At 66.3% G+C, this 22,221-nt stretch carries 23 protein-coding genes; 12 read left to right on the plus strand and 11 right to left on the minus strand.

Annotated features, from left to right (window positions below):
- Positions 1–212: 212 nt before the first annotated feature.
- The 12 genes from LFT44_RS14610 (at position 213) to asd (ending at position 12,057) form a co-directional block, all read left to right on the plus strand.
- Positions 213–911, plus strand: coding sequence for a winged helix-turn-helix transcriptional regulator (locus LFT44_RS14610; protein ID WP_236799136.1), 699 nt, complete (start codon positions 213–215; stop codon positions 909–911).
- Positions 912–944: 33 nt separating this feature from the next.
- Positions 945–1,913, plus strand: coding sequence for a mycothiol synthase (mshD, locus tag LFT44_RS14615; RefSeq protein WP_236799137.1), 969 nt, complete (start codon positions 945–947; stop codon positions 1,911–1,913).
- 130 nt (positions 1,914–2,043) lie between these two features.
- Positions 2,044–4,293 (plus strand): RNA degradosome polyphosphate kinase, encoded by a 2,250-nt coding sequence (locus tag LFT44_RS14620; RefSeq protein ID WP_236799138.1) that lies wholly within the window; start codon positions 2,044–2,046, stop codon positions 4,291–4,293.
- Between the two features lie 8 nt (positions 4,294–4,301).
- A complete protein-coding gene (locus LFT44_RS14625) occupies positions 4,302–5,270 on the plus strand; it encodes an NUDIX hydrolase (protein ID WP_236799139.1) in 969 nt (322 codons plus the stop codon).
- 536 nt (positions 5,271–5,806) lie between these two features.
- The gene (locus LFT44_RS14630) at positions 5,807–6,988 is read left to right on the plus strand and encodes a hypothetical protein (protein WP_236799140.1); all 1,182 of its coding nucleotides are present in this window, start codon (positions 5,807–5,809) and stop codon (positions 6,986–6,988) included.
- Positions 6,966–7,769, plus strand: coding sequence for a thymidylate synthase (locus LFT44_RS14635; protein ID WP_236799141.1), 804 nt, complete (start codon positions 6,966–6,968; stop codon positions 7,767–7,769). Before LFT44_RS14630 ends, LFT44_RS14635 begins: the two co-directional genes overlap by 23 nt.
- On the plus strand, positions 7,766–8,350 hold the full coding sequence (locus tag LFT44_RS14640) for a dihydrofolate reductase (protein WP_236799142.1): 585 nt from the start codon (positions 7,766–7,768) through the stop codon (positions 8,348–8,350). The genes LFT44_RS14635 and LFT44_RS14640 overlap by 4 nt, the downstream gene beginning before the upstream one ends.
- A gap of 4 nt (positions 8,351–8,354) precedes the next feature.
- Positions 8,355–8,573 (plus strand): NF038396 family protein, encoded by a 219-nt coding sequence (locus tag LFT44_RS14645; RefSeq protein WP_018760496.1) that lies wholly within the window; start codon positions 8,355–8,357, stop codon positions 8,571–8,573.
- A gap of 113 nt (positions 8,574–8,686) precedes the next feature.
- The gene (locus LFT44_RS14650; RefSeq protein WP_236799143.1) at positions 8,687–9,676 is read left to right on the plus strand and encodes a hypothetical protein; all 990 of its coding nucleotides are present in this window, start codon (positions 8,687–8,689) and stop codon (positions 9,674–9,676) included.
- Between the two features lie 23 nt (positions 9,677–9,699).
- Entirely contained in the window at positions 9,700–10,338 is a 639-nt protein-coding gene (locus LFT44_RS14655) for a hypothetical protein (protein WP_236799144.1), read from the plus strand.
- Between the two features lie 2 nt (positions 10,339–10,340).
- Positions 10,341–10,757 (plus strand): COX15/CtaA family protein, encoded by a 417-nt coding sequence (locus LFT44_RS14660; protein ID WP_236799145.1) that lies wholly within the window; start codon positions 10,341–10,343, stop codon positions 10,755–10,757.
- Between the two features lie 169 nt (positions 10,758–10,926).
- Entirely contained in the window at positions 10,927–12,057 is a 1,131-nt protein-coding gene (asd, locus tag LFT44_RS14665; RefSeq protein ID WP_236799146.1) for an aspartate-semialdehyde dehydrogenase, read from the plus strand.
- 16 nt (positions 12,058–12,073) lie between these two features.
- On the opposite strand, the gene LFT44_RS14670 is transcribed toward asd, so the two are convergent.
- From LFT44_RS14670 to LFT44_RS14720, 11 genes are all read right to left on the minus strand, one after another.
- Positions 12,074–12,502 (minus strand): endonuclease domain-containing protein, encoded by a 429-nt coding sequence (locus tag LFT44_RS14670; protein WP_236799147.1) that lies wholly within the window; start codon positions 12,500–12,502, stop codon positions 12,074–12,076.
- 133 nt (positions 12,503–12,635) lie between these two features.
- Entirely contained in the window at positions 12,636–13,739 is a 1,104-nt protein-coding gene (locus LFT44_RS14675) for a winged helix DNA-binding domain-containing protein (RefSeq protein ID WP_236799148.1), read from the minus strand.
- 46 nt (positions 13,740–13,785) lie between these two features.
- The gene (locus LFT44_RS14680; protein ID WP_236799149.1) at positions 13,786–14,853 is read right to left on the minus strand and encodes a UDP-N-acetylmuramate dehydrogenase; all 1,068 of its coding nucleotides are present in this window, start codon (positions 14,851–14,853) and stop codon (positions 13,786–13,788) included.
- Positions 14,854–14,904: 51 nt separating this feature from the next.
- On the minus strand, positions 14,905–16,194 hold the full coding sequence (locus LFT44_RS14685; protein ID WP_236799150.1) for an MFS transporter: 1,290 nt from the start codon (positions 16,192–16,194) through the stop codon (positions 14,905–14,907).
- A gap of 10 nt (positions 16,195–16,204) precedes the next feature.
- Positions 16,205–16,642 (minus strand): MaoC family dehydratase, encoded by a 438-nt coding sequence (locus LFT44_RS14690; RefSeq protein ID WP_236799151.1) that lies wholly within the window; start codon positions 16,640–16,642, stop codon positions 16,205–16,207.
- A 2-nt stretch (positions 16,643–16,644) separates the two neighbouring features.
- Entirely contained in the window at positions 16,645–17,106 is a 462-nt protein-coding gene (locus LFT44_RS14695; RefSeq protein WP_236799152.1) for an FAS1-like dehydratase domain-containing protein, read from the minus strand.
- 64 nt (positions 17,107–17,170) lie between these two features.
- Positions 17,171–17,395 (minus strand): DUF3188 domain-containing protein, encoded by a 225-nt coding sequence (locus LFT44_RS14700; RefSeq protein WP_236799153.1) that lies wholly within the window; start codon positions 17,393–17,395, stop codon positions 17,171–17,173.
- A 40-nt stretch (positions 17,396–17,435) separates the two neighbouring features.
- On the minus strand, positions 17,436–18,410 hold the full coding sequence (locus tag LFT44_RS14705) for a DUF2797 domain-containing protein (protein ID WP_236799154.1): 975 nt from the start codon (positions 18,408–18,410) through the stop codon (positions 17,436–17,438).
- A 27-nt stretch (positions 18,411–18,437) separates the two neighbouring features.
- On the minus strand, positions 18,438–19,301 hold the full coding sequence (locus LFT44_RS14710; protein WP_141942759.1) for an HpcH/HpaI aldolase/citrate lyase family protein: 864 nt from the start codon (positions 19,299–19,301) through the stop codon (positions 18,438–18,440).
- 167 nt (positions 19,302–19,468) lie between these two features.
- A complete protein-coding gene (locus LFT44_RS14715; RefSeq protein ID WP_236799155.1) occupies positions 19,469–20,410 on the minus strand; it encodes an aldo/keto reductase in 942 nt (313 codons plus the stop codon).
- Positions 20,410–22,125: a glycoside hydrolase family 13 protein gene (locus LFT44_RS14720; RefSeq protein ID WP_236799156.1), complete on the minus strand. Its 1,716-nt coding sequence runs from the start codon at positions 22,123–22,125 to the stop codon at positions 20,410–20,412. Before LFT44_RS14720 ends, LFT44_RS14715 begins: the two co-directional genes overlap by 1 nt.
- Between the last annotated feature and the right edge of the window lie 96 nt (positions 22,126–22,221).

Raw genomic sequence — 22,221 nt, forward strand, 5'->3', positions numbered from 1 at the left:
ACCGGATATGTCGCAAATCGAGCCTCTCCACGGCCGCAATCTGTGGCCGGGAGGGACCTGCCGGGTATACTCAAGGTTCAGCTACGCTCCCTGCTGAGGTGGCTGGCCGGCGGCGCGCTGACGGTCCACAAACCTCCTGCAGGCAGCCAGTACCGGCCGGTGAGAATCCGGTTCAGTCGCCCAATGATGCGCGGACGGCCCTTGGAGGAACAATGTCGCACATCCTGTTACTGACCAACAGCACCGGTTCTTCGGTGGACATCCTGCCTGCCCTCGAGTTGCTGAACCACCGGGTCCATATCCTGCCCGCCGAACCCACGGCCCTGCTGGAAACGGACCCCTGCGACGTCGTCCTGCTGGACGCCCGCAAGGACCTGGTGGGCGCCCGTTCCCTTACCCAGCTCCTCAAAGCCACCGGCCTCAGCGCCCCGCTGGTGCTGATCCTGACCGAAGGCGGCATGGCCGCAGTCTCGTCGGCCTGGGCTGTTGACGATATCGTCCTTGATTCCGCCGGCCCCGCCGAGGTGGAGGCCCGCATCCGGCTCTCCGTCGCCCGTGCCGTCCCGGAGCAGGAAGACGCGCCGACCGAAATCCGCGCCGCCGGCGTCATCATCGACGAAGCCAGCTACACGGCCCGGGTAAACGGTGCGCCGCTGAACCTGACCTTCAAGGAGTTCGAGCTCCTCAAGTACCTGGCTCAGCACCCCGGGCGTGTCTTCACCCGCCAGCAGCTGCTCACCGAGGTCTGGGGGTACGACTACTACGGTGGCACCCGCACCGTGGACGTCCACGTCCGGCGCCTGCGGGCCAAGCTTGGGGCGGACCACGAGAACCTCATCAGCACGGTCAGGAACGTTGGCTACCGCCTCACCCTGGTCCGGCAGCAGGAAGACGAACTCACCGAAGCCTGAGCCCCGTCCGCCGTCGACGTATAGCCTTGGCTCATGACTCCAGCGCATCCGCAGAAGTGGCCCGTCCATGTCGTCCGTGGCGGAGTTGACCAGCAACTCCTGAAAGACTGCCGGGACCTCCTGGCCGCCGCCGAGGAATCGGACGGCAACCCGTCCATTTCCGAGCAGACCCTGGTGACCATGCGTGCCGGGGACTCCGCGGAGCACACGCTGCTGACACTGGCGCTGTACGCGCCGGACGAGGACTCCGATCCCGCCACCGCCCAGGACCTGGCAGGCTTCGCCGTGGTGGTTGAAGAGCCCGACGGCAACGGCGTCCTGGAAATCGCTGTCCATCCCTCCTACCGGAACCAGGGCGTGGCGGACCGGCTGGTCGGAGCGCTCAAGGAAGTCCGCGGCTTCGACGGGCTGAAGGCCTGGTCCCACGGGAACCACGAGGCCGCTGCCGACCTTGCCGCACGCTACGGCTACGCGCCCATGCGCGAGCTGTGGAAAATGCGGATGACGACAGCGGGCGCGGACCTGCCCGACGCCGGCCTCCCGGACGGGGTGGCCATCCGCACCTTCGTGCCGGGCAAGGACGAGGATTCCTGGCTGGCTGCCAACCGCGCGGCGTTTGCCCACCACCCGGAACAGGGCAACCTGACCAGGGCCGACCTCGAGGCGCGCATGGCGGAAGACTGGTTTGATCCTGCCGGATTCTTCCTGGCCGAGGACCGGGACGGCCGGCTGCTGGGCTACCACTGGACCAAGGTCCATCCGCGGCATGGTGCGCACCCCGCCATCGGCGAGGTGTATGTGGTGGGAGTGACGCCCCAGGCGCAGGGCATGGGCCTGGGCAAGGCCCTGACGATCGCGGGCATCAAGCACCTCCGTGACGCGGGGTTGAGCGCCGTCATGCTTTACGTCGACGCCGACAACAGCGCAGCGGTGGCCCTGTACCGGCGGCTGGGTTTCACCCGGTGGGACATGGACGTCATGTATGGGCCGGCTGCGGGCTGAACAGGGCGACCCAGCGAACGCCGTCAGCGCGTAAAACAAGGGCCGTGCCCTCGGTGAATGCTTGTAAGGTTGAGAAGGAACCGCGCGGGGCGGAAGCGCCGGCACCAGAGCGCCAGCAAAAGGAGCAGCCATGAACCCGGAACCTTCCGGAACAGCCACGTCCCAGGATGTTGCGGTGCCCGTCAGGGCACGCTTCGGCTCCTCCGAGGTACCGGCATCCAGGGCTACCCAGGACCGCATCGACATCCCGGAGTTCGCACCAAACCTGCAGCCGGAAGGCGACATCCGCCCCGACCGGTTCCTGGACCGCGAGCTGAGCTGGCTCGCCTTCAATTCCCGGGTGCTGGAGCTGGCCGAGGACCCCACCCTGCAACTGCTGGAGCGCGTCAACTTCCTGTCCATCTTCGCCTCCAACCTGGACGAGTTCTTCATGGTCCGCGTGGCCGGCCTCAAGCGCCGCATCGCCACGGGCCTGGCGGTCCCCTCACCCGCCGGGCTGAGCCCCGTCGAGGTGCTGGAGAGCATCAGCGAGGAAGCCCACCGGCTCCAGGCGCGGCACGCCCAGGTGTACGCTGACCAGATCCGGCCGGCGCTGGCGTACGAGCACATCCACCTCATGCAGTGGGATGAACTGGACGACACAGCCCAGCAGCAGCTCAGCGTCATGTTCGCGGAAAAAGTCTTCCCCATCCTGACTCCCCTCGCCGTTGACCCGGCGCATCCCTTCCCGTACATTTCCGGTCTGTCGCTGAACCTCGCCGTGGTGGTGAGGAACCCCGTCAGCGACAAGGAACTCTTCGCCCGCGTCAAGGTCCCGGACCAGTTGCCGCGGCTGATCTCCATCGACGGTCCCCGTGCCGGCGCGGTGCCGGGCCGGGTTGCCCGGTTCATCGCGCTTGAGGAAGTCATCGCCGTCCACCTGGACAAACTGTTCCCGGGCATGGAGGTCCTGGAGCACCACACGTTCCGCGTCACCCGCAACGAGGACGTGGAGGTGGAGGAGGACGACGCCGAGAACCTCCTGCAGGCCCTTGAGAAGGAACTCCTGCGCCGCCGGTTCGGCCCGCCCGTCAGGCTTGAAGTCACCAACGACATCAACCCCAACATCCGTGCGCTCCTCATCCGCGAGCTGGGTGTGGAGGAATCCGAGGTGTACTCGGTGCCGGCTCCGCTGGACCTCCGGGGCCTCTCAGTCATTGCCGGCATCGACCGGGCCGACCTGCACTACCCCAAGCATGTTCCGCACACCTCCAGGTACCTGAACGAGTCCGAGACCTCCAAGGCTGCGAACGTGTTCGCCGCCATGCGGCGCCGGGACATCCTGCTGCACCACCCGTATGACTCGTTTTCCACTTCAGTCCAGGCGTTCCTGGAACAGGCTGCGGCGGACCCGAAGGTCCAGGCCATCAAGCAGACCCTGTACCGCACGTCCGGCGACTCCCCCATCGTTGATGCCCTGATCGACGCTGCCGAGGCCGGCAAGCAGGTCCTGGCCCTGGTGGAGATCAAGGCGCGCTTCGATGAGCAGGCCAACATCTCCTGGGCCCGTAAGTTGGAGCAGGCCGGCGTGCACGTTGTCTACGGCATCGTTGGCCTGAAGACGCACTGCAAGCTTTCGCTGGTGGTCCGGCAGGAAGTGGACGGGCTGCGCCGCTACTGCCACATTGGCACCGGCAACTACCACCCCCGCACGGCGCGCTACTACGAGGACCTGGGCCTGCTGACCGCCAACGAGCAGGTGGGCGAGGACCTCTCCAAGCTGTTCAACCAGCTCTCCGGCTACGCACCGAAGTCCACCTTCAAACGGCTCCTGGTAGCCCCCCGCTCCGTCCGGTCGGGACTCATCGACCGGATCGAGACCGAGATCCGCAACGCCCGGGCGGGAGTGCCGGGGCATGTCCAGATCAAGGTCAACTCCATGGTGGACGAGGCAATCATCGACTCGCTCTACCGCGCGTCCCAGGCGGGGGTCAAGGTGGACGTGGTGGTCCGTGGCATCTGCTCGCTGCGTCCCGGCGTTCCAGGCCTGAGCGACAACATCACCGTCCGTTCCATCCTTGGCCGGTTCCTGGAGCACTCGCGGGTGTTCGCTTTCGCCAACGGCGGCGATCCCGTGGTGTACATCGGTTCCGCGGACATGATGCACCGGAACCTGGACCGCCGGGTGGAGGCCCTGGTCCAGCTGGCCAGCGCGGACGACATTACCTACGTCCTTGACCTCATGCGCCGCTACATGGCGCCGGAAACCTCCAGCTGGCACCTGGACAACGCGGGCCACTGGACCCGGCACCACCTGTCCGAGGACGGCAAGCCTCTTGAAGACGTCCAGTCCTGGCTGCTGGCATCCCGGCCGCGGCAACGCAGCCTGAGCCGGCGATAGGCAGCCGCGTGTCGAGCGATGCACTCGTAGCTGACCAGACTGACCACCCAGGGGAACCCGTAGCGGTCACCGCTGCGGGTGCCATCCCGTGGCGGATCAACAAGGACAGCCTTGAAGTCCTGCTGATCCACCGGCCCCGCTACGACGATTGGTCCTGGCCCAAGGGAAAGATCGACGCCGGCGAGACGGTCCCCGAGTGCGCTGTCCGTGAGGTATGGGAGGAGATCGGCCTGCGAGCGCCGCTGGGCATACCGCTGCCGCCCATCCACTACCACGTGACGTCGGGCCTGAAGGTGGTCCACTACTGGGCGGTCAAGGTCAACGGCACCACCTTGGTGCCGGACGGCAAGGAGGTGGACAGCGTCATGTGGTGCGCCCCTGAAAAGGCCGCCCGCCTGCTGTCCAATCCGTCCGACGTCGTACCCCTTGAATACCTGCGGGACGCGCACGAACGGGGTGCGCTGGACACTTGGCCGCTGCTGGTGTTGCGCCATGCCAAGGCCAAGCCGCGCTCCTCCTGGAGCAAGGCCGAGGGCGAGCGACCGCTGGCAGCTACCGGCACCCGGCAGGCGCAGGCTGTCGGCCGGCTCCTGCAGGCGTGGAAGCCGATGCGCATCGTCACCAGCCCGTGGCTGCGCTGCGTGGCTACCGTTGCTCCGTACGCGCGGGCCACGGGGGCCAAGGTGAAGCTCGCTGAAGGCCTCACCGAGCACAAGCACCAGCGCAGCCCCAAGAAGACGGCCGCCGTCATCGAGTCCCTGTTCGACAAGCAGAAGCCTGTGGTTGTCTGCACGCACCGGCCCGCCCTGCCGACGGTGCTGAAGCAGCTGGCGGCGCACATGCCATCACACCTTGCGAAGCTGCTGCCGGCGCGCGAGCCATACCTGTCACCCGGGGAAGTGGTGGTCTGCCACGTGGCCGTGGGCGGCAGGAAACGGGTCGTGGCGGTGGAGCAGTTCAAACCCTTCGATGACTAGGTTTTGCCTTCCGGCTTGACCCAGCCGATCCGGCAGCTTTGACTTAGGGGACGACGCACGCTTTTGGGGGAAAAGTGCAGGCTGCCACGATCGCTGTTGCCCACGACATTCCGCCTGCAGTCATCCTGTGGCCCCTTCTGCTGGCGGCCGCCGTTTATCTCCTGTTGCGGTCGATACTGCGGACAGGCGGCAGGAGAGACGTTGCAGCGGCAGCTGCGCGGCACGCATTGTGGGTTGGGATCATCGGCTGGATGGGCAGTTCGCTGCTCACAGCGACCAACGCAGGGATACTCCCCGTACCTGGAGCCGCAAATCGACCCATTGAGATTCTGCCGGCCCTCGCCTGGCCTGTTTTCGGCTGCCTGGCTGCACACGTCCTGGGCCAACTGAGCTACTTCGGGTTGCGGCCGATGCCCGCTGGGCCGCGACATATCCGTCGCATCCGGGAGTTCCTGCCCCGCCGCCTGTCCTGGACCGTTGCTGTGGTCTTCCTGCTTTCTGCCGCGCAAATCCTATGGACATCCACTCTGCCCGGCTTGTCCCCGCTCCCGTACGAGTCGTGGCCCGACGGCACTGGCAGTTTTGTCCCCAGGGGCGGCGAAGGCCGGATTCCCGGCGTCGAACTCGCGGCATACCTTGGCGGTGCTTTGCTCGTCCTGGTACTTGGAACGCTGCTGCTGCTGGTGCTGGTGGCCCACCGCCCACCGCTTCCTGAGCTGAGCACAGAAGCTGATGGCCTGTTGAGGACCATTACCACGAACCGCTTTCTCCGCACGGTTGCAACCGTAGCCTCAGGGCTGGCGGCCATCGCAGGCAACCACGCAGCCCGCCCCGATCCGGCCACCGGGCCGGCCAACTGGCTTAACCCGGCCGGTGCCTTGAACCTGGCCGTCCTGCTGCTGATGCTGCTGTGGGCCCCACCCAGGCTTCCCGGGAGGTCACCGGCCCGCTGGAATGGCGGTGCCGGCCCGCAACCGGTCACCAGGCTGGTGGTGTCTATCGGCGCGGTCATGGGTCTGGCCGCATTTGCGCCTGTGCCTGCAGCAATATTCGCCCCGGGTGCGGTTACCGGGAGCCCCGCGCTCTTCGTGGCCGCATCAGCCGCCGCCGTCCTGGCGGTTGTTGCGCTCGGAGAGCTGCTGGTCCACCGGAATTACGGGGCCGCGGACCAGCCCTGCCACTGGCCGCGCCAGACCGTCCCGCCCGCCATCGCCGGCACCCTTGTGGTGGCGGCGGCCGTTCTTGTGGCGGTCGTCGTCGTTGTTGCGTGGCGGCAGGTGGAGTTGGAAGTGGAACAAACGTGGCCGGTGACTGCCTGGACCAGCGCCGGACTCGTGCTCGTTTCCGGTGTTCCCCTTGCATTTACCCGAAGACGGAGCAGCGTCGCGGCGACGGTCCCGGGGCTCGATACCGCACTCCGCGCCATTACCGTGCACCGCGTCATCCGTACCCTCGCCGCTTTCCTCGCTGCGGAGGCAGGAGTGCTGCTGATGAGCGCAGGACCAAAGCTGCACCGGACATCCCCCACTCTGGACCCGGACCACTGGGGCAACATGTGGGAGGCGGCGCCCGCCGTCGGGGCTCTGCTGGCGGCGGCCGCAGTGGTGGTCGCGGTGATTCCCGTTGCCGGCCACACGACGCGAGCGCGAGCAGCAGCACCGCCAGTCCATGACCCCCAGCCAGTAGACTTGGGGCGTGAGCATCCCAACGCCTTATGAAGACCTCCTGCGCGATGTCCTGGCCAACGGCACGCATAAATCGGACCGTACGGGCACCGGAACCACCAGCGTTTTCGGGCGCCAGATCCGCTTTGACCTCTCCAAGAGCTTTCCCTTGATCACCACCAAGCGTGTCCACTTCAAGTCCGTGGCCGTGGAACTCCTGTGGTTCCTGCGCGGCGAGACCAACATCAAGTGGATGACCGACCAGGGGGTCACCATCTGGAACGAATGGGCGGATGAAGACGGCGACCTTGGCCCGGTCTACGGCGTGCAGTGGCGCAGCTGGCCGACCCCCGACGGCGGCCACATCGACCAGATCGCTGAGCTCATCGAGAACCTGAAGTCGAACCCCGACTCCCGCCGGCACATCGTGTCTGCGTGGAATGTCTCCGAGCTCAACGACATGGCGCTGCCGCCCTGCCACGCGTTCTTCCAGTTCTATGTGGCCAACGGAAAGCTGTCCTGCCAGCTCTACCAGCGCTCCGCTGACATGTTCCTGGGTGTTCCGTTCAACATCGCCTCCTACGCGCTGCTCACGTGCATGGTGGCGCAGCAGGTGGGGTTGGAGCCGGGCGAATTCATTTGGACTGGCGGGGACGTCCACATCTACGAGAACCATATGGACCAGGTCCTCAAACAGCTGGAACGCGAGCCGTACGAGTACCCGCAGCTGAAGATCAACCGGAAGCCGGCGTCGATCTTCGACTACACCCTGGAGGACTTCGACGTGGTTGGCTACAAGCACCACCCTACGATCAAGGCACCGATAGCGGTATGAGCACCGAAAACTTTACGGATCCGCAGTCCTTCACGGAGGAACTGGCCGCCTCAATCACCGGCGTCGGGCTGGTCTGGGCGCAGACCTCCGACGGCGTGATCGGCAAGGACGGGGACATGCCCTGGCACCTGCCCGAGGACCTTAAGCACTTCACCCGGCTCACCACCGGGCATCCCGTCATCATGGGCCGCAAGACGTGGCTGTCCTTCCCGGACAAGTACCGTCCCCTGCCCGGCCGCACCAACATCGTGATCACCCGGCAGAAGAGTTGGGCCGACACACCTGAGGCGGAGGGCGCCGTCGTGGTTCCCTCCCTTGATGATGCGCTCCTTGAGTCGCAGTTTGTCGACGGCGGCGAAACGGTGTGGATCCTGGGCGGCGGCGAGGTGTTCCGCCAGTCCACCGAGCTGGCCAACGTCGCGGTGGTCACCACCATCGATGTGAAGGCCGACGGCGACACGTTCGCTCCCGAGCTTGGCCCCGGTTGGGAAGCCACCGCCTCCGTCCCGCCCGACGGGTGGCTGACGGGGGCCAACGGCACGCGCTACCGATTCACCAAATGGTCACGGACAGAGGGCTAGGAACATGCTGAAGAAACCGGAAACCTTGTTCGTCCTGGGCTACATGCTGCTGCCCCTCCTAGCGCTGCTCTCCGCAATCGTGGGGCTGACGATGATCCTGGGCGGCAACAAGATCGCCGGAGCCATCGTGCTGGTGGTGGTCACGCAGGTCTTCACCTTCGGTGCGTTCTTTGCGCTCCGCGCGCGGAAAGCAGCGGTGCTGGAGCAGTCGGACCAAAGCTAGCGCTTACGGCGGCGGCATGGGGAGGCCACCCCATCGCGGCCGGCCTGCTCCTGCCCTAGGCTGGGGCACGCAGCACTCTGGGGGCTGTTGAATGAATATTGGGGGGAATCCTGGTGGCAGGAACTTTGTGGGGCGCGGACGTCGAGCAACTGCGCACCCTCGCGCAGCAGTTCAGCAAGACGGCGGACCTGCTGCAGCAGCAATCGACGCAACTGAGCAGCCAGATCAACAACAACCCGGCCTGGAAGGGCGCAGACGCCCAGCGATTCCGGTCTGACTGGAACACCAACCACCGGACGCTTCTGCAACAGACCGTCTCGCGGTTGCAGCAGGAATCAAAGGTGCTGCTCAAGAACGCGGATGAGCAGGAGAAGGCCAGCACCAACGGCTCGGGCTCCGGTGGAGGATCCGGCGCGGGTGGTCCTGAAGGCAGCAACGGCCCCCGCCCGGTAATTCCGGGGCAAGGCAGTAACGATCCTTGGGGACCGGACTGGCTGACTGATCCGGACTCCCCGTTCCGCAGCGGCTGGGACATCTACAACCTCACCAAAGCGTTGCCGAATCTCCGGGCAGGACTGTTCGATCTTCCCCATTTCATCAGCAAGGCAGACAACCTCGGCGAGTTCCTCTTCTCTGGAGACTTCCGGAGCGTTGCAAAGGCCTTCCAGGACTCGAACATGCTGAGCCAGTATTTCAACACCTCTTCTGAGTTGTTCGACGGCAGGTGGGACACCGCCCTGAACCTCGCCGAGGGCGGCAAGGCGGCCAAGTTTTTCGAGTTCGGAGGTAAAGCCTTGGGCGGCATCGGAGTTGGCCTTGATGCCCTTGACGCTCTCAACAACTTCAGCAATGGCAATCCTGACGACAACGGCCAAGCCTGGTATTCGGTGGTCAAGGCAGGGTTGGGCGCAGCCGGCTTCATCCCGCCCCCCGTTGGGACCGCTGCAATGGTAGCGTCCGGCGCATTGGCCATCTACGACAATGTTCCGGTAGTCAAGGAAACAGTCAATGCCGTCGGCGCGTCCATCGCTGATGGTGCCAAGGAAGCCTGGGAAGGCGCCGGGGGTGCGGCCGAAAAAGTCGGGGACTTCTTTGGATTCTGAGCCCACAACGAGAGGTATTGACGATGACTGAGACAACTGCGGAAGCCATCCCCGACGCCATCGGATATGGCTTTGCCGAGATGGTTACCCTCGCACGTCTGAAGGGCGGGGACGCTGCCGTGCTCAGCGCTGAAGCACTGAGGGTTGACGGCTATCTGAACAACACGGACATGGTGAGCGCAGGCGCGTCCTCACTGGTGGCCCGTGGCCTGGCCAAGGCCGAAAATGACGGGCTCCTCTCCGTATCAGGACCCACTGCCGCCGTGGCTGGCCTTCTCTCCTCCGCCACCCGCCGCATTGAGATCTCGCTGCTGACGGCCGAAGGGGGCGACAGCGTGGTCTTCATGGAAAGCGATGACATCCATCTGCTGTTCCAGCCCCGCGCCTACTTCACGTGGTGGGCAATGGCTCAACGACCGGATGTTGCCGCCGCCGAGGCCAACCTCATGGTTATCAAGCAGCACCTGGACAACAACCCGGAGGGCGGCGCCACTCTCCGCCGCCGCGAGGATCCCACCGGACAGACCCTTTACGTGAAGAAGGGCGGCGATGGGGCATGGACCACCGGTACGGCCGGCTCGCAGCAAGAGAACATTATTGAAACCATGGGCGTGGATGAAGCTTCCCTTCTTGAACAGATCCGCACCATCCGTAAGGACTGACTGTGAACTTCGACCGCGACCGTGAACGCCGCAACGACGAAGTGTATGCCGAGCACAAGGCAGCGCTTGCACGGGGTGAGAAACGCGTTCTGCGCAGGACCAATACGGGCGAGCTGCACAGCTATCCCGGGGACGAGATCGGCTTTTCCCCGGGCCGAGGCCAGGCACAGGTCCGGACCTGGTGGGGAATGGGAATAGTGTCTGCCTTTCTGGGGCTCATGTTCCTTGGCTCTTCCGTTCTGTTCCTCGCTTCGTTCGGGCACACCGCAGGGCCCGAGTGGGGCGCGTTGTTCGCCATCGCTTTAGGGGGATTCGGCGCTTGGTACACCTTCGGCTTGGCGAGGGACGAGTACCGGGCCAAGAAGCTGCGTAAGGAACGGCAGGCACCGGAACCAGGAGCAGGACATGTCAGCGAGTGACCAGCAGGCAAGCTCCGAATGCAAAGCGGAAAAGCTGCCCAAGGCCAGGAACCTCCCGCGGCCCGTCGAGTAGCGCCCCAGGTGTGCGCCGCCGTCGTACCTTTCCAGGCCGCCCACGGCGTGACGTAACCGACTGCGCCGTGCCGGATACGAAGTCTAAACTGGACCAATGACTACAGCAGCTACCCCTTCCGTCGGCCTGGTCGGATGGCGCGGCATGGTCGGTTCCGTCCTGATGCAGCGCATGCAGGACGAGGGCGACTTCGCCAACATCAACCCGGTGTTCTTCTCCACCTCCAACGCGGGAGGTGCCGCGCCGTCCTTCGCTGACGGCGCCGGCAAGCTCGAGAACGCGTTCGACCTCGACACCCTGGCCAAGCTGCCCATTATCGTCACCGCCCAGGGCGGCGACTACACCAAGCAGGTCCACGGCGAGCTGCGCAGCCGCGGCTGGGACGGCCTCTGGATCGACGCCGCCTCCACCCTGCGCATGAACGACGACTCGATCATCGTGCTGGACCCCATCAACCGCGACGTCATCGACAAGGGCCTGGTCAACGGCACCAAGGACTTCATCGGCGGCAACTGCACCGTGTCCTGCATGCTCATGGGCCTCGGCGGCCTGTTCAAGAACGGCCTGGTGGAGTGGGGAACCTCCATGACCTACCAGGCAGCCTCAGGCGGCGGCGCGCGGCACATGCGTGAGCTGCTCAGCCAGTTCGGCACGCTCAACGCCGAGGTCAGCACGGAACTGGACGACCCCGCATCGGCCATCCTGGACATTGACCGCAAGGTCCTGGCCCACCAGCGCTCCGACATCGACGCCACCCAGTTCGGCGTCCCCCTGGCCGGCTCCCTGATCCCCTGGATCGACGCCGACCTGGGCAACGGGCAGTCCAAGGAAGAGTGGAAGGCCGGGGTTGAGACCAACAAGATCCTGGGCACCTCCGAGGAAAACCGGGTGATCATGGACGGCCTCTGCGTCCGGATCGGCGCCATGCGCTCCCACTCCCAGGCCCTGACCCTGAAGCTCCGCGAGGACCTGTCCGTCGCCGAGATCGAAAAGCTCCTGGACGAGGACAACCAGTGGGCCAAGGTGGTTCCCAACACCAAGGAAGCCTCGATGGCCGAGCTGACCCCCGTGGCTGCCTCCGGCACCCTGGACATTCCCGTGGGGCGCATCCGCAAGATGGAGATGGGGCCGCAGTACATCAGCGCGTTCACCGTTGGCGACCAGCTCCTCTGGGGCGCCGCCGAGCCGCTGCGCCGCATGCTCAACATCGCCACCGGTAACCTGTAACGCCTACAGATTGCTGTCAGAGCGGCCCTTGCCCGCATGACCGTTGCGGCCCAGCGACGGTCATGCGGGCAAGGGCCGCTTTTGCGTTCCGGGGTGCCGCGCCAGAAACGCGGACAGCCTTTGGCGCAGCTCCCCCGGCCGGTCCAGGTGCTCCCAGTTGATTCGGAAGAACGCCCATCCCAAACTCCTGCAATGCGTTCTCCCGGCGGCGCTCCGCAATCAGCACATCTTCGGCGGGACGGTAATCGGTGTACTTGGCGGCGCCGTCGAACTCGATGATTATCCGGGCCTCGGGATCGGCAAAATCAGCCCGGAAAAGACCCTCACGCGTAGGGTTCTCTACCTGCGGGGTGAAGTTGTGCAGACCGAACGCATGGAGCAGCAACCGCGTCCGCGTCTCCCCCGCCGATTCCGACCGCCCGTCCAGCACGTCCAAAAGATCCAAGGCCCTCCTGCTGCCAAGTTTGGTCTGGCTTTCGCCGAGCAGCCGGCGCCTGGACTCCCCGCCGGCACCCTTTCGAAGCGCGTGGTCGCCGATCACCGTGGGCGCAAGAGCCGGTTATGCGGGCAGGGGCCGGTCAGGTGGCCAGGAATGTTGTGTAGCGCTGCGCGGCTTTGGCGAGGGCGCCCTGGGCGGCAGGACCCAGCGGCTGGGCTCCGTCGAAGAATTCGGGTACGACGACGGCACCCGGCCCCGTCCCCTGCAGTCCCCAGGTGCCAATCACCTTCCCCGCGGCGACCACCGTCTTCTTGAAGACGCCGTTCCCGTCCGGCACGATCAGGTCGGAATGCCCGGGGTCCAAGACGTGCGTCCGGTCCGTGTAGCCGAGGACAAATTCGTCGAAACCGGGCAGCAGGTGTACGGACCGCGCGCCCGGAAGGCCGGTGTCCAGGAGGGCGGCCACATCGGGTGAGAGCCAGTAGCCGGTGCCCTCAACCTCCAGTTCCACCAGCTTTTGGCGGACGTTCTCAAAGGCGGCCCGTACCTCGGTCAGCGGCAACTGCGTCCACCAGGCGAAGTCGCGAAGCGTGGCCGGGCCGTGGCTGCGGAAGTAGCGCAGCAGGAACTCAGCGAGGGCCTCCTCCCGCTCCAGGCTGCGGGACGCCGGGATCCACTCATCGAAGGCCGCGACCAGCTGCTGGTTTCCGGCAAGCGGCCCCAGAACCAGCCACCCGTGGCGGCACAGCGAACCCAGGAGGTGGATTCCCCGCTGGCCGTGCGTCGGCTGGCCTCCGGCGTCGAACACCTTGAACAGCTCAGAACGGCTGATGGGGCCGCCAGCCAGGATGCGGTCCAGCGCCAGGTCGCGTGCCTTCTCGATGTCGGACAACGCAATGTCCAGCTGCCGGTGCCGCGCCGCGATGCTTCTGGTGAGCCGTTCGGCCGTGAGCTCCAGCATCCAGCGCAAATCCTCGGGAGCCACCAGATGAAGCGTTCCGCGCATGGGCCAGGACCGGACCACTTCGCCGTTGTTGATGGCAGCCCTGACGTCGGCGCTGCCCACCGCGGGCACCCTGGCACCTACGGCCCAGAGTGCTGCCGGCAAGTCCTGCGCCTGCATGGCGGTCATCCACCGGACCGCCTCCGCAGCGGAGGTGGCAGCATCCCCGGCAAGGCGCTGGGATGCAAGCCTCAGCCGCCCCATCATCCTGCGGTCGCGGAGCACACCCTGTGCAGCCATGCGCCCATCCTAGGCCCGCCTGCGGCAGGCGGACAGCGGGGAACGCTTAGAGCTCCAGGCCGATCAGCAGCGGCTCCGGGTGCAGCGAGATGCCAAAGCGGTGTTCGACGCCGGCGCTCACCTCCCGCGCGACGGCCACCATGTCGGCGGCGCTGGCGGAGCCGCGGTTGGTGATGGCCAGGGTGTGCTTAGTGGAGAGCGAGGCACGGCCGCCGGCCACGCCTTCCGGCTCCAGGCCAAAGCCCTTGCCGAATCCTGCCTGGTCGATCAGCCACGCTGCCGAAAGTTTGACCTGGCCGTCCTGGCCGGCCGGGTAGCGTGGCGCCGCTTCCGGCAGCCTGTCTGCCACGTCGGCGGAAACGATGGGGTTGGTGAAGAACGAGCCGGTGGAGTAGGTGTCCCTGTCCGTGGCGTCCCACACCATGCCCTTGGAGCCGCGCAGCCGGAGCACCTCACGGCGGACATCGTTGGCGTACGCGCGTTTGCCCACCTCCACACCGAGGGCGCGCGCCAATTCGGCGTACCGGATGGGGGCGCTCATCCGCCCCAGCGGCAGCTGGAATTCAACGGTGAGCACCACGTACCGGGGCGAGCCGTTGACGGTGGTCTGCTTAAGGATGGAGTCCCGGTAGCCGAACTTCAGTTCCGAGTTCGTGAAGGTCTGCACGGCATTCCGCTGCCGGTCCCAAGTGCGGACAGCGGCAATGGTCTGCGAAACTTCCGCACCGTAGGCGCCCACGTTCTGGACGGGAGTGGCGCCGGTTGAGCCGGGAATGCCGGAGAGGGCCTCGATGCCGGACCAGGCATGGCGGACGGCGTGCTCCACCAGCTTGTCCCAGTTATGGCCTGCCTGCACCACCACGGCCACGCCCCCACAGGAGTCCTCGGCGTTGACCGTGAACCCCTCGGAGGCGATTTTGATGACCGTCCCCGGGAACCCGTCGTCGGACACCAGGAGGTTGGACCCACCGCTGATGATCAGCACCTGCTCACCGGCCGCATCCGCGGAACGGACGGCGTCGATGATCTCCGCCTCAGTCCGCGCCTCGATGAACATACCGGCGGGGCCGCCGACGGCGGACGTGGTCAGGGACGAAAGCAGGGTGGGAGTCACCGATCCACAGTACTTGAAGTTACTGTGCGGGCGCAGTGACCTGCAGTACCTTCAGGCAGCCTTCCGGGCCACCGGCGACAGCACGAAGCTCACAGCGAGCATTACCATCACGGCCAGGAGTGAATGCAGGATGCCCACGTGTTCGGCCAGCAGGCCAAGCAGCGGCGGCCCGCACAGGAACGCCCCGTACCCGATGGTGGATACCACCGATACCCGGGCGGCGGCTTTGGCGGGATCGTCGGCCGCGGCGGACATGCCCACTGGAAAGCCCAGGGAGGCGCCCAGGCCCCAGGCCGCCAGCCCAACGTAGGCGAGCCACGGCGCCGGGGCGAAGACGAAGATGCCAAGGCCCACCACGGCCATCGCGGCGCACCACCGCATCACCGGGACCCTGCCGAACTTATCGAGCAGCACCGTCCCGGCAAAGCGCCCGATGGTCATGAACGTGACAAAGAGGCCATAACCGGCAGCACCGGCGGCGTCGCTCTGCCCGTGGCCGTCCGCCAGCCCCAGGGCCACCCAGTCCCCCGCGGCGCCTTCAGCCAGTGCAAGGCCCAGCACCAGGACCCCGAGCAGCAGGGTCCGCCGCTCCCGCCAGGCCTGGGCGATCCTGCGCTTGTTGTCCAGCGGCGCCTCCGCCGTGCCCGCGGCAGGAATCACGGGGATGGGTCCTGTAGTGGGGTCCTCGAAATTGTCCGGGGAGTAGCTGCGCTCCCCCGGCACCGGCGTGGCATCGGCACGGAACCAGGACGCAGCCGTCGCCACCGAGACAGCCACCACCGCCCCTGCCGCTGCCAGGTGCCAGAACACGGGCAGGGACACGGCCGCAGCAAGGGCGCCAAGTCCGGCGCCAGCCACAGTTCCCAGGCTGAACGCCCCGTGGAGCCGTGGCATGATGTGCCGGCCCACTGCGCGTTCCACCGCTGCACCCTCCACGTTGGAGGCAGTGTTCCAGCTCCCGGTGCCCAGGCCGATGATGGCCAGGCCGACGGCTGTTGCCATCGGGTTTGCCAGCACAGTTGTGCCAAAACCGGTGGTCAGCAGCCCGGCACCCACCATGATGCTGCCGGTGCGGATGGTCCGCTTGGAGCCCAGCCGCAGCACGATCAGCCCCGACATGGACACGGAAGCGAACGAGCCCAGCGTCATGCACAGCAGGATGATGCCCACGTTGCCCGGGGTGAGGTCCAGCGCGTCCCGGATGGCCGGCAACCGGGAGACCCAGGAGGCAAAGGCCAGGCCGCTGGCCCCGTAGGCAATGACGACGGCGTTGCGCCAGGCGGTGACTTGTGCGGCGGTGACTTGTGCGGCGGTGGCGGTGGTTCCTGCAGGAGTGGTCAAAAGGTGCAGCTTAGGACAGCTTGACGAGGGCCTGGGCCTTCATCAGGACTTTCTGCCCGGCGGAGACCACTGTGAGGTCGATTCGCGCCGTGTTGGCTTCAGCGTCGAGCTTCCCGATGATGCCGCTGACCTCGATGCTGGCTCCGGGCTGGTCGGTCCCGGTGGTGTCCGTGACCAGGACGGGCTTGGTGAAGCGGGTCTGGAAATCGACGACGGCGGCGGGGTCGCCTGCCCAGTCGCTCACCAGCTGGACGGCTGAGCCCATGGTGAACATGCCGTGGGCGATCACGCACGGCAGTTCCACGCTGGTGGCGAAGGCTTCGTTCCAGTGGATGGGGTTGAAGTCACCGGAAGCGCCGGCGTACTTCACCAGGTCTGTACGGGTCACCGCGATGGTGCGGCTGCCGATCTCCTGGCCGGGGCTGAGTTCGTGGATGCTGAGGCTCATGGCTACTGTCCCTCTCCGCGGACCAGGATGGATGACGTGGTGGTGGTGACGGGTTCCCGGGAGTCGCCGGAACCCAGGGCGAAGATCTCCGAGCGGGTGGTGATCATGGCACCGCCGCCCATGGCCCGGACGCCGTCCACATGCAGTTCCGCCACCAGGCGGTCGCCGGCAATGATGGGCCGGTGGTGGGTGAAGCGCTGGTCTGCGTGGACCACGCGGGAGAAGTCGATGCCCGCTTCCGGATCCTGGATGAGCTGGGCGTCGGCGCGCTGGGCGATGATGATGGCGAAGGTGGGGGGCGCCACCAGGTCGCTGTGGCCCAGCGCCTTGGCTGCGTCGATGTCGAAGTGTGCAGGGTGGGTGGCCTTCACGGCGCGGGCGAACTCGCGGATTTTCTCGCGGCCAACGTCGTACACCTCTGCGGCAGGGTAGCTTCGGCCCTGCAGATCCGGATTGATAGTCATGGATTCCAGCCTATAGTCCGCGTCTTGGCCGTTAGAAAAGGCCCGCCGCGGTTTTTGGCGCCCGCTACCGGCGGAGGTTCCGGCGGATGGCCTGGCCGCGGACCACGAGGCCGACGACATGCAGGACCAGGCCCAGCCCGATCAGCGGCAGGGACGCCATGGCAAGTCCCTGGTTGCCACCAGTGTTGCCGATGAGGTTGAGGATGATACCGACGGCGATCAGGCCCATCGCGCTGAAAACCAGGACTTTGTAGCGGGTTGGCGCAGTGGCCCAGAATTCGTTCAGCACCGTCCAAGTCTAGCGGCCGCGCCCGGCGTCCCGGGCTGGGTCAGAACAGGGCTTCCTGCACTGCGGGCACCTCCGAAACAAAGTCACCCAGGACAATCGTGCGGGCGGCCAGTTGGGACAGGTTAACCACAAAATCCGCGTCCGAGCCGTCCAGCCGGGCCAAGGCGTTCGCGCCGCTCAAGGCAGCAATGCCGAACCCGTGCTGCCCCGCCTCCAGGGCGTGCGGGTATGCATGGCGAGGCTTGTTTCCAAAGATGGCATCCCCGTTCAGGGCATCAGCGTGCGCGGGCCTGCTCCACTGCTCATCGACAGGTTCGAAACCGTCGACGGCGGTGCGCGCCAGGAGTGCTCGAACGTCCCTGGCGGCACGGGCATTGACGGCGTCCAACGCCGTGGCTGGGAGCGGCTGCAGCAGTGCTTCGGCTTTGGCCGAGGACCGCACCTGCTGCGTCAGCCCGACGTCGGCCGTCACCAGGTCCTCAAGGATCCGCACCACCCGGCCGTCCTGCGCCCGGGCCACATAGCGCGCAACCGCGGCCCCCTGCTCCGCGAGCCGGTTCCACTTCCGTGGGCCGGACGCCGTCCCCACCTTGGTGGCGCCGCCGGCAAAGGTTGCCACGTAGAGCCAGTGTTCCTGCATCAGGTACTCCCGCAGGCCGGGAGTGACGCGGCCGCCGCGGTGGAAGTCGTGCATCAGCCGCGACTCGTCCAGTATGAAGCACCGCTCGCACTGCTTTCCCCGGATGGCCGGGGCAGCGGAGGCACAGAGAACGTGGCTGCGCGAGCCGGCCTGTCGCATCTGCACATGGCCCAGGCAGAACCTTCCGGGCTCCGCCACCTGGAAGCCGAGCCGGTGTCCCCGGCGCAGGGCGATCTCCCGGAACTCCCCCTCCGGTGACTGGAGGCGCAGAACCGGGCCGCCGCCGTCGTCCGCTGTCTTATCGGGTTCCGCGGGCTGGTCAGCCGGCGGGCCCTCCCAAAAGACCCCGTGGACCAGATAGCGTGTATCGGTCAACGGGGTCTCCTGATGTGTGTGGGGGTGTTACAGCGCGGGCTGCACCCCAAAGGCTACCGCGAGCTTCATGATCTTCTCGGCGCGGCCCAGGCGGGGCAGGTCGGAGCCATCACGGATGACGCGGCCGTTGGCCTCGAAGTCGTTCATGAAGTCGGTGGCCCAGGCGACGTCGGACGGCGTGGGGCTGATGACCTCGTTGATGACCGGGGTCTGGTCGATCGCCAGGCAGAGCTTGCCGGTCATGCCCATCATTACGGTGATGCCGGTCTGCTCGCGCAGGATGGGGTGGTTGGTGCCGACGGTGGGGCCGTCGATGGGGCCGGGCAGGTTGCCGACGCGGCTGGCGACCACGAGCTTGGCGCGGGGGTAGGCCATGGCTTCCGGGGTGGCGGCCATGCCGGTGTCCCGGCGGAAGTCGCCGGAGCCGAAGGCCAGGCGGAACGCGCCCTGGGCCTTGGCGATGTGGTTGGCTTCCTCGATGCCGAGGGCGGATTCCACGAGCGGGATGACGGGCGTCTTGCCGTCCATGCGGTGGTAGCTCTCGGTCACCTGGTCCGCGGATTCGGTCTTGGCGAGCATGACGCCCAGCAGCCCTGGGGTGCCGCGCAGGCCGGCGAGGTCATCAGCCCAGAACGGGCTGGTGGCGTCGTTGATCCGGACCCAGGCCTTGCCGCCGGCGGTAAGCCAGTCGATGACGTTGTTCCGGGCCTGGTCCTTCTGCGAGGGGTCCACGGCGTCTTCAATATCCAGGATGATCGAGTCCGCGCGGGAAACGGCCGACTGGTCGAAGAGTTCCGGCTTCATGGCATTGACCAGCAGCCAGGAGCGGGCGATCTCGGCGGGGATATTGCGTTCCGGCCTAACGGTTTCGGCGGCGATGGTAGACGTCATGCTTTCTACAGTATCCGGCCCGGAAGCGGCACGGCGAAGAAAACGGCCCGCTTGTGAGGTTCAATACGAACTAAACGGGATATGACTGGCCGGGAGGGGAAAGCAACTGGCAGTAGTTGTCGTTTTGGAGCTCCAAAACGACAACTACTGCCAGTCAGTTGGGAGGGTCAGGGGATGTTGCTCCCGCGGGCTGTGACCCAGAGTTTGTACCAGTCAGCCCGGCTCATGGCCTGGGCCGCCCTCGCTGCGTCGCCGCAGGCCCGGATCCGATCGGGGTTGACCGTGCCGATCACCGGCGCGATTCCGGCGGGATGCTTCATCAGCCACCCCAGGAGAATAGCCTCGCCGGTGGCGCCGTACTCCCCCGCCAACTGGGCCACCAGTTCCGCGGTCGCCGCCTCGGCTGAGCCGGGGTTCTCCGGCTCAGCTCCCGTGTAGGCGCCGCGGGCCAGCGCACCATAGGCCTGCAGGCTGATGTTGTTGCGGGTGCAGTATTCCACGGTGCCGTGCGGGAAGCTGTAGTCCAGGTGTTCCGGGTGGTTGACCAGCACCTGGCTTTCCAGCCATGCCCGCTTGAGCAGGCTCATTTCCAGCTGGTTGGCCACCACGGGCGTCTCCAGCCGGTCCTGCAGCACCTCGATCTGCGCCGCGGACATGTTGGACACGCCCAATTGCCGGACCTTGCCTTCAGCCATGAGCTGCCCGACGGCGGATGCCACCTCCGCCGGGTCCGCCAGGGGGTCCGGGCGGTGCAGCAGGAGGATATCCACGTAGTCGGTCCGGAGCCGTTTAAGGCTGCCGTTGACCCGCTCCAGGATGGCGTCCCGGCTCAGGTCGTAGTGGGTCTGCAGGCCGCGTTCGTTCAGCCGGATGCCGCACTTGGTCTGCAGCCGGATGCGCTCCCGCAGGCCCGGCGTGCCGGCCAGAACCTCACCAAACACCGCCTCGGACTTTCCGGTGCGGTAGATATCAGCGTGGTCGAACAGGGTGATGCCCGCGTCTAGGGCGGCCTGGACGGCAGCGGCGGCCTGGTCCACATGGCGAGCTTCATGCGGTTCCCCAGACCAGCTGCCGCCCAGGCCCATGCAGCCGTAGATGACTTCCTGCATCAGTCCCGCAGCCAGGCGGTGGTGTTGGCCGGCAGCTTGCCGTCCTCCAGCGGAGCGCTGCTGACCAGGACGGTCCCGGCGGGAAGGTCCACGGCGGTGGTGCCGAAGTTGGTCACCGACTGCCAGCCGTTGGGGCGCTTGAAGTGCAGGACGTCCGGGCTGCCGTTTTCAACCCATTCGAGGTCCTCGTCCGTCAGCAGCTCCCGGCGGAGCTTCAGGGCCTTGCGGTAGAGCTCCAGGGTGGAGCCTTCCGTTCCGTCCTGGGCCTCCACGGCGTACTTGCTGAACCAATCCGGCTGGGGCAGGTGGGAGCCGCCGTCGCCGAAGCCGAAGGAGGTGCCTTCCACCTTCCAGGGCAGCGGCACGCGGCAGCCGTCGCGGCCGATCTCCACGCCCTTGTTGCGGAAGAAGGACGGGTCCTGCCGCTCCGATTCGGGAATATCGGCAACTTCCTGCAGGCCCAGTTCCTCTCCCTGGTACAGGTAGGCGGATCCGGGCACGGCGAGCATCAGGAGGGTGGCGGCGCGGGCGCGGCGTTCGCCGAGCTCAACGTCCAGCTGGTCTTTGGGGCCTCCGGCGAGGAGCCAGTCCTTGCCGTCCTGGCCCTTGGCGCCGGCCTTTTCCTTGGCCACCTGGGGCAGGCCATAGCGGGTGGCGTGGCGCACCACGTCGTGGTTGGAGAACACCCACGTGGAGGAGGCGCCGGTGGCAGCGGCCTCGGCAAGGTTGCGGGTGATGATTTCCTTGTATTCGGCGGCATCGAAGTCGGCCTGCAGCAGGTCGAAGTTGAAGGCCTGGCCCAGTCCCTGCGGGCTGGCGTAGCGGGCGCGGCGGGTGGCGTGCACCCAGGCTTCGGCAACGGCGGTGCGGGGCGGGTTGTATTCGTTGAACACCTCGCGCCATTCGGCGTAGATCTCGTGCACTTCGTCGCGGTCCCAGAAGGGGTGCGTGCCGTCGTCGAATCCGTCCACACCGGTGTTGGCGGCGCTCAGTTCCAGCTTGGACAGCAGCGGCTCGGTGAGGTCCTTGGTGAGGGCATGTGCCACGTCAACGCGGAAGCCGTCCACGCCCCGGTCTGACCAGAAACGCAGGGTCTTGAGGAAGTCGTCACGAATTTCGCGGTTGGACCAGTTCAGGTCCGGCTGTTCCTTGGCGAAGATGTGCATGTACCACTGGCCCGGGGTGCCGTCCGGTTCGGTGATGCGCTCCCAGGCCGGTCCGCCGAACACGGAGTCCCAGTCCGACGGCGGGAACTCGCCGTTGGGGCCCTTGCCATCACGGAAGATGTAGCGGTCCCGGGCCGGGGAGCCCTTGGGCGAGGCCAGTGCTTCCTGGAACCACTTGTGCCGGTTGGACGAATGGTTGGGGACGATGTCCGCGATGAGCTTGATGCCGGCGTCGTGCAGTGCCTTCGCCATCTCGTCGAAGTCGGCCAGCGTGCCCAGCTTGGGGTCGACGTCACGGTAGTCGTCAACGTCATAGCCGCCGTCGGCGAGCGCTGACGGGTAGAACGGGCTCAGCCAGACGGCGTCGATTCCCAGCGACTTCAGGTACGGGACCTTGGCGGTGATGCCCTTGAGGTCGCCGATGCCGTCTCCGTTGGAGTCGGCAAAGCTGCGGGGGTAGATCTGGTAGACGGAGGCCTGGCGCCACCAGTTGGGGTCGGCCAGACGGTCAGAGTCGGACAGGGTTGCCAGGGTGGCAGTGGTGGACAAGGACTAACCCTCTTCTTCAGTGCGGTTATATTTATATTGAGCCTAAATTTACTTCCTCAAGTATTATCTGGTGATTTGCACAGGAAGGTCAACAGC

It is taken from the genome of Arthrobacter sp. FW306-05-C (genome assembly GCF_021801725.1).
In the GTDB taxonomy this organism is placed as follows: domain Bacteria; phylum Actinomycetota; class Actinomycetes; order Actinomycetales; family Micrococcaceae; genus Arthrobacter.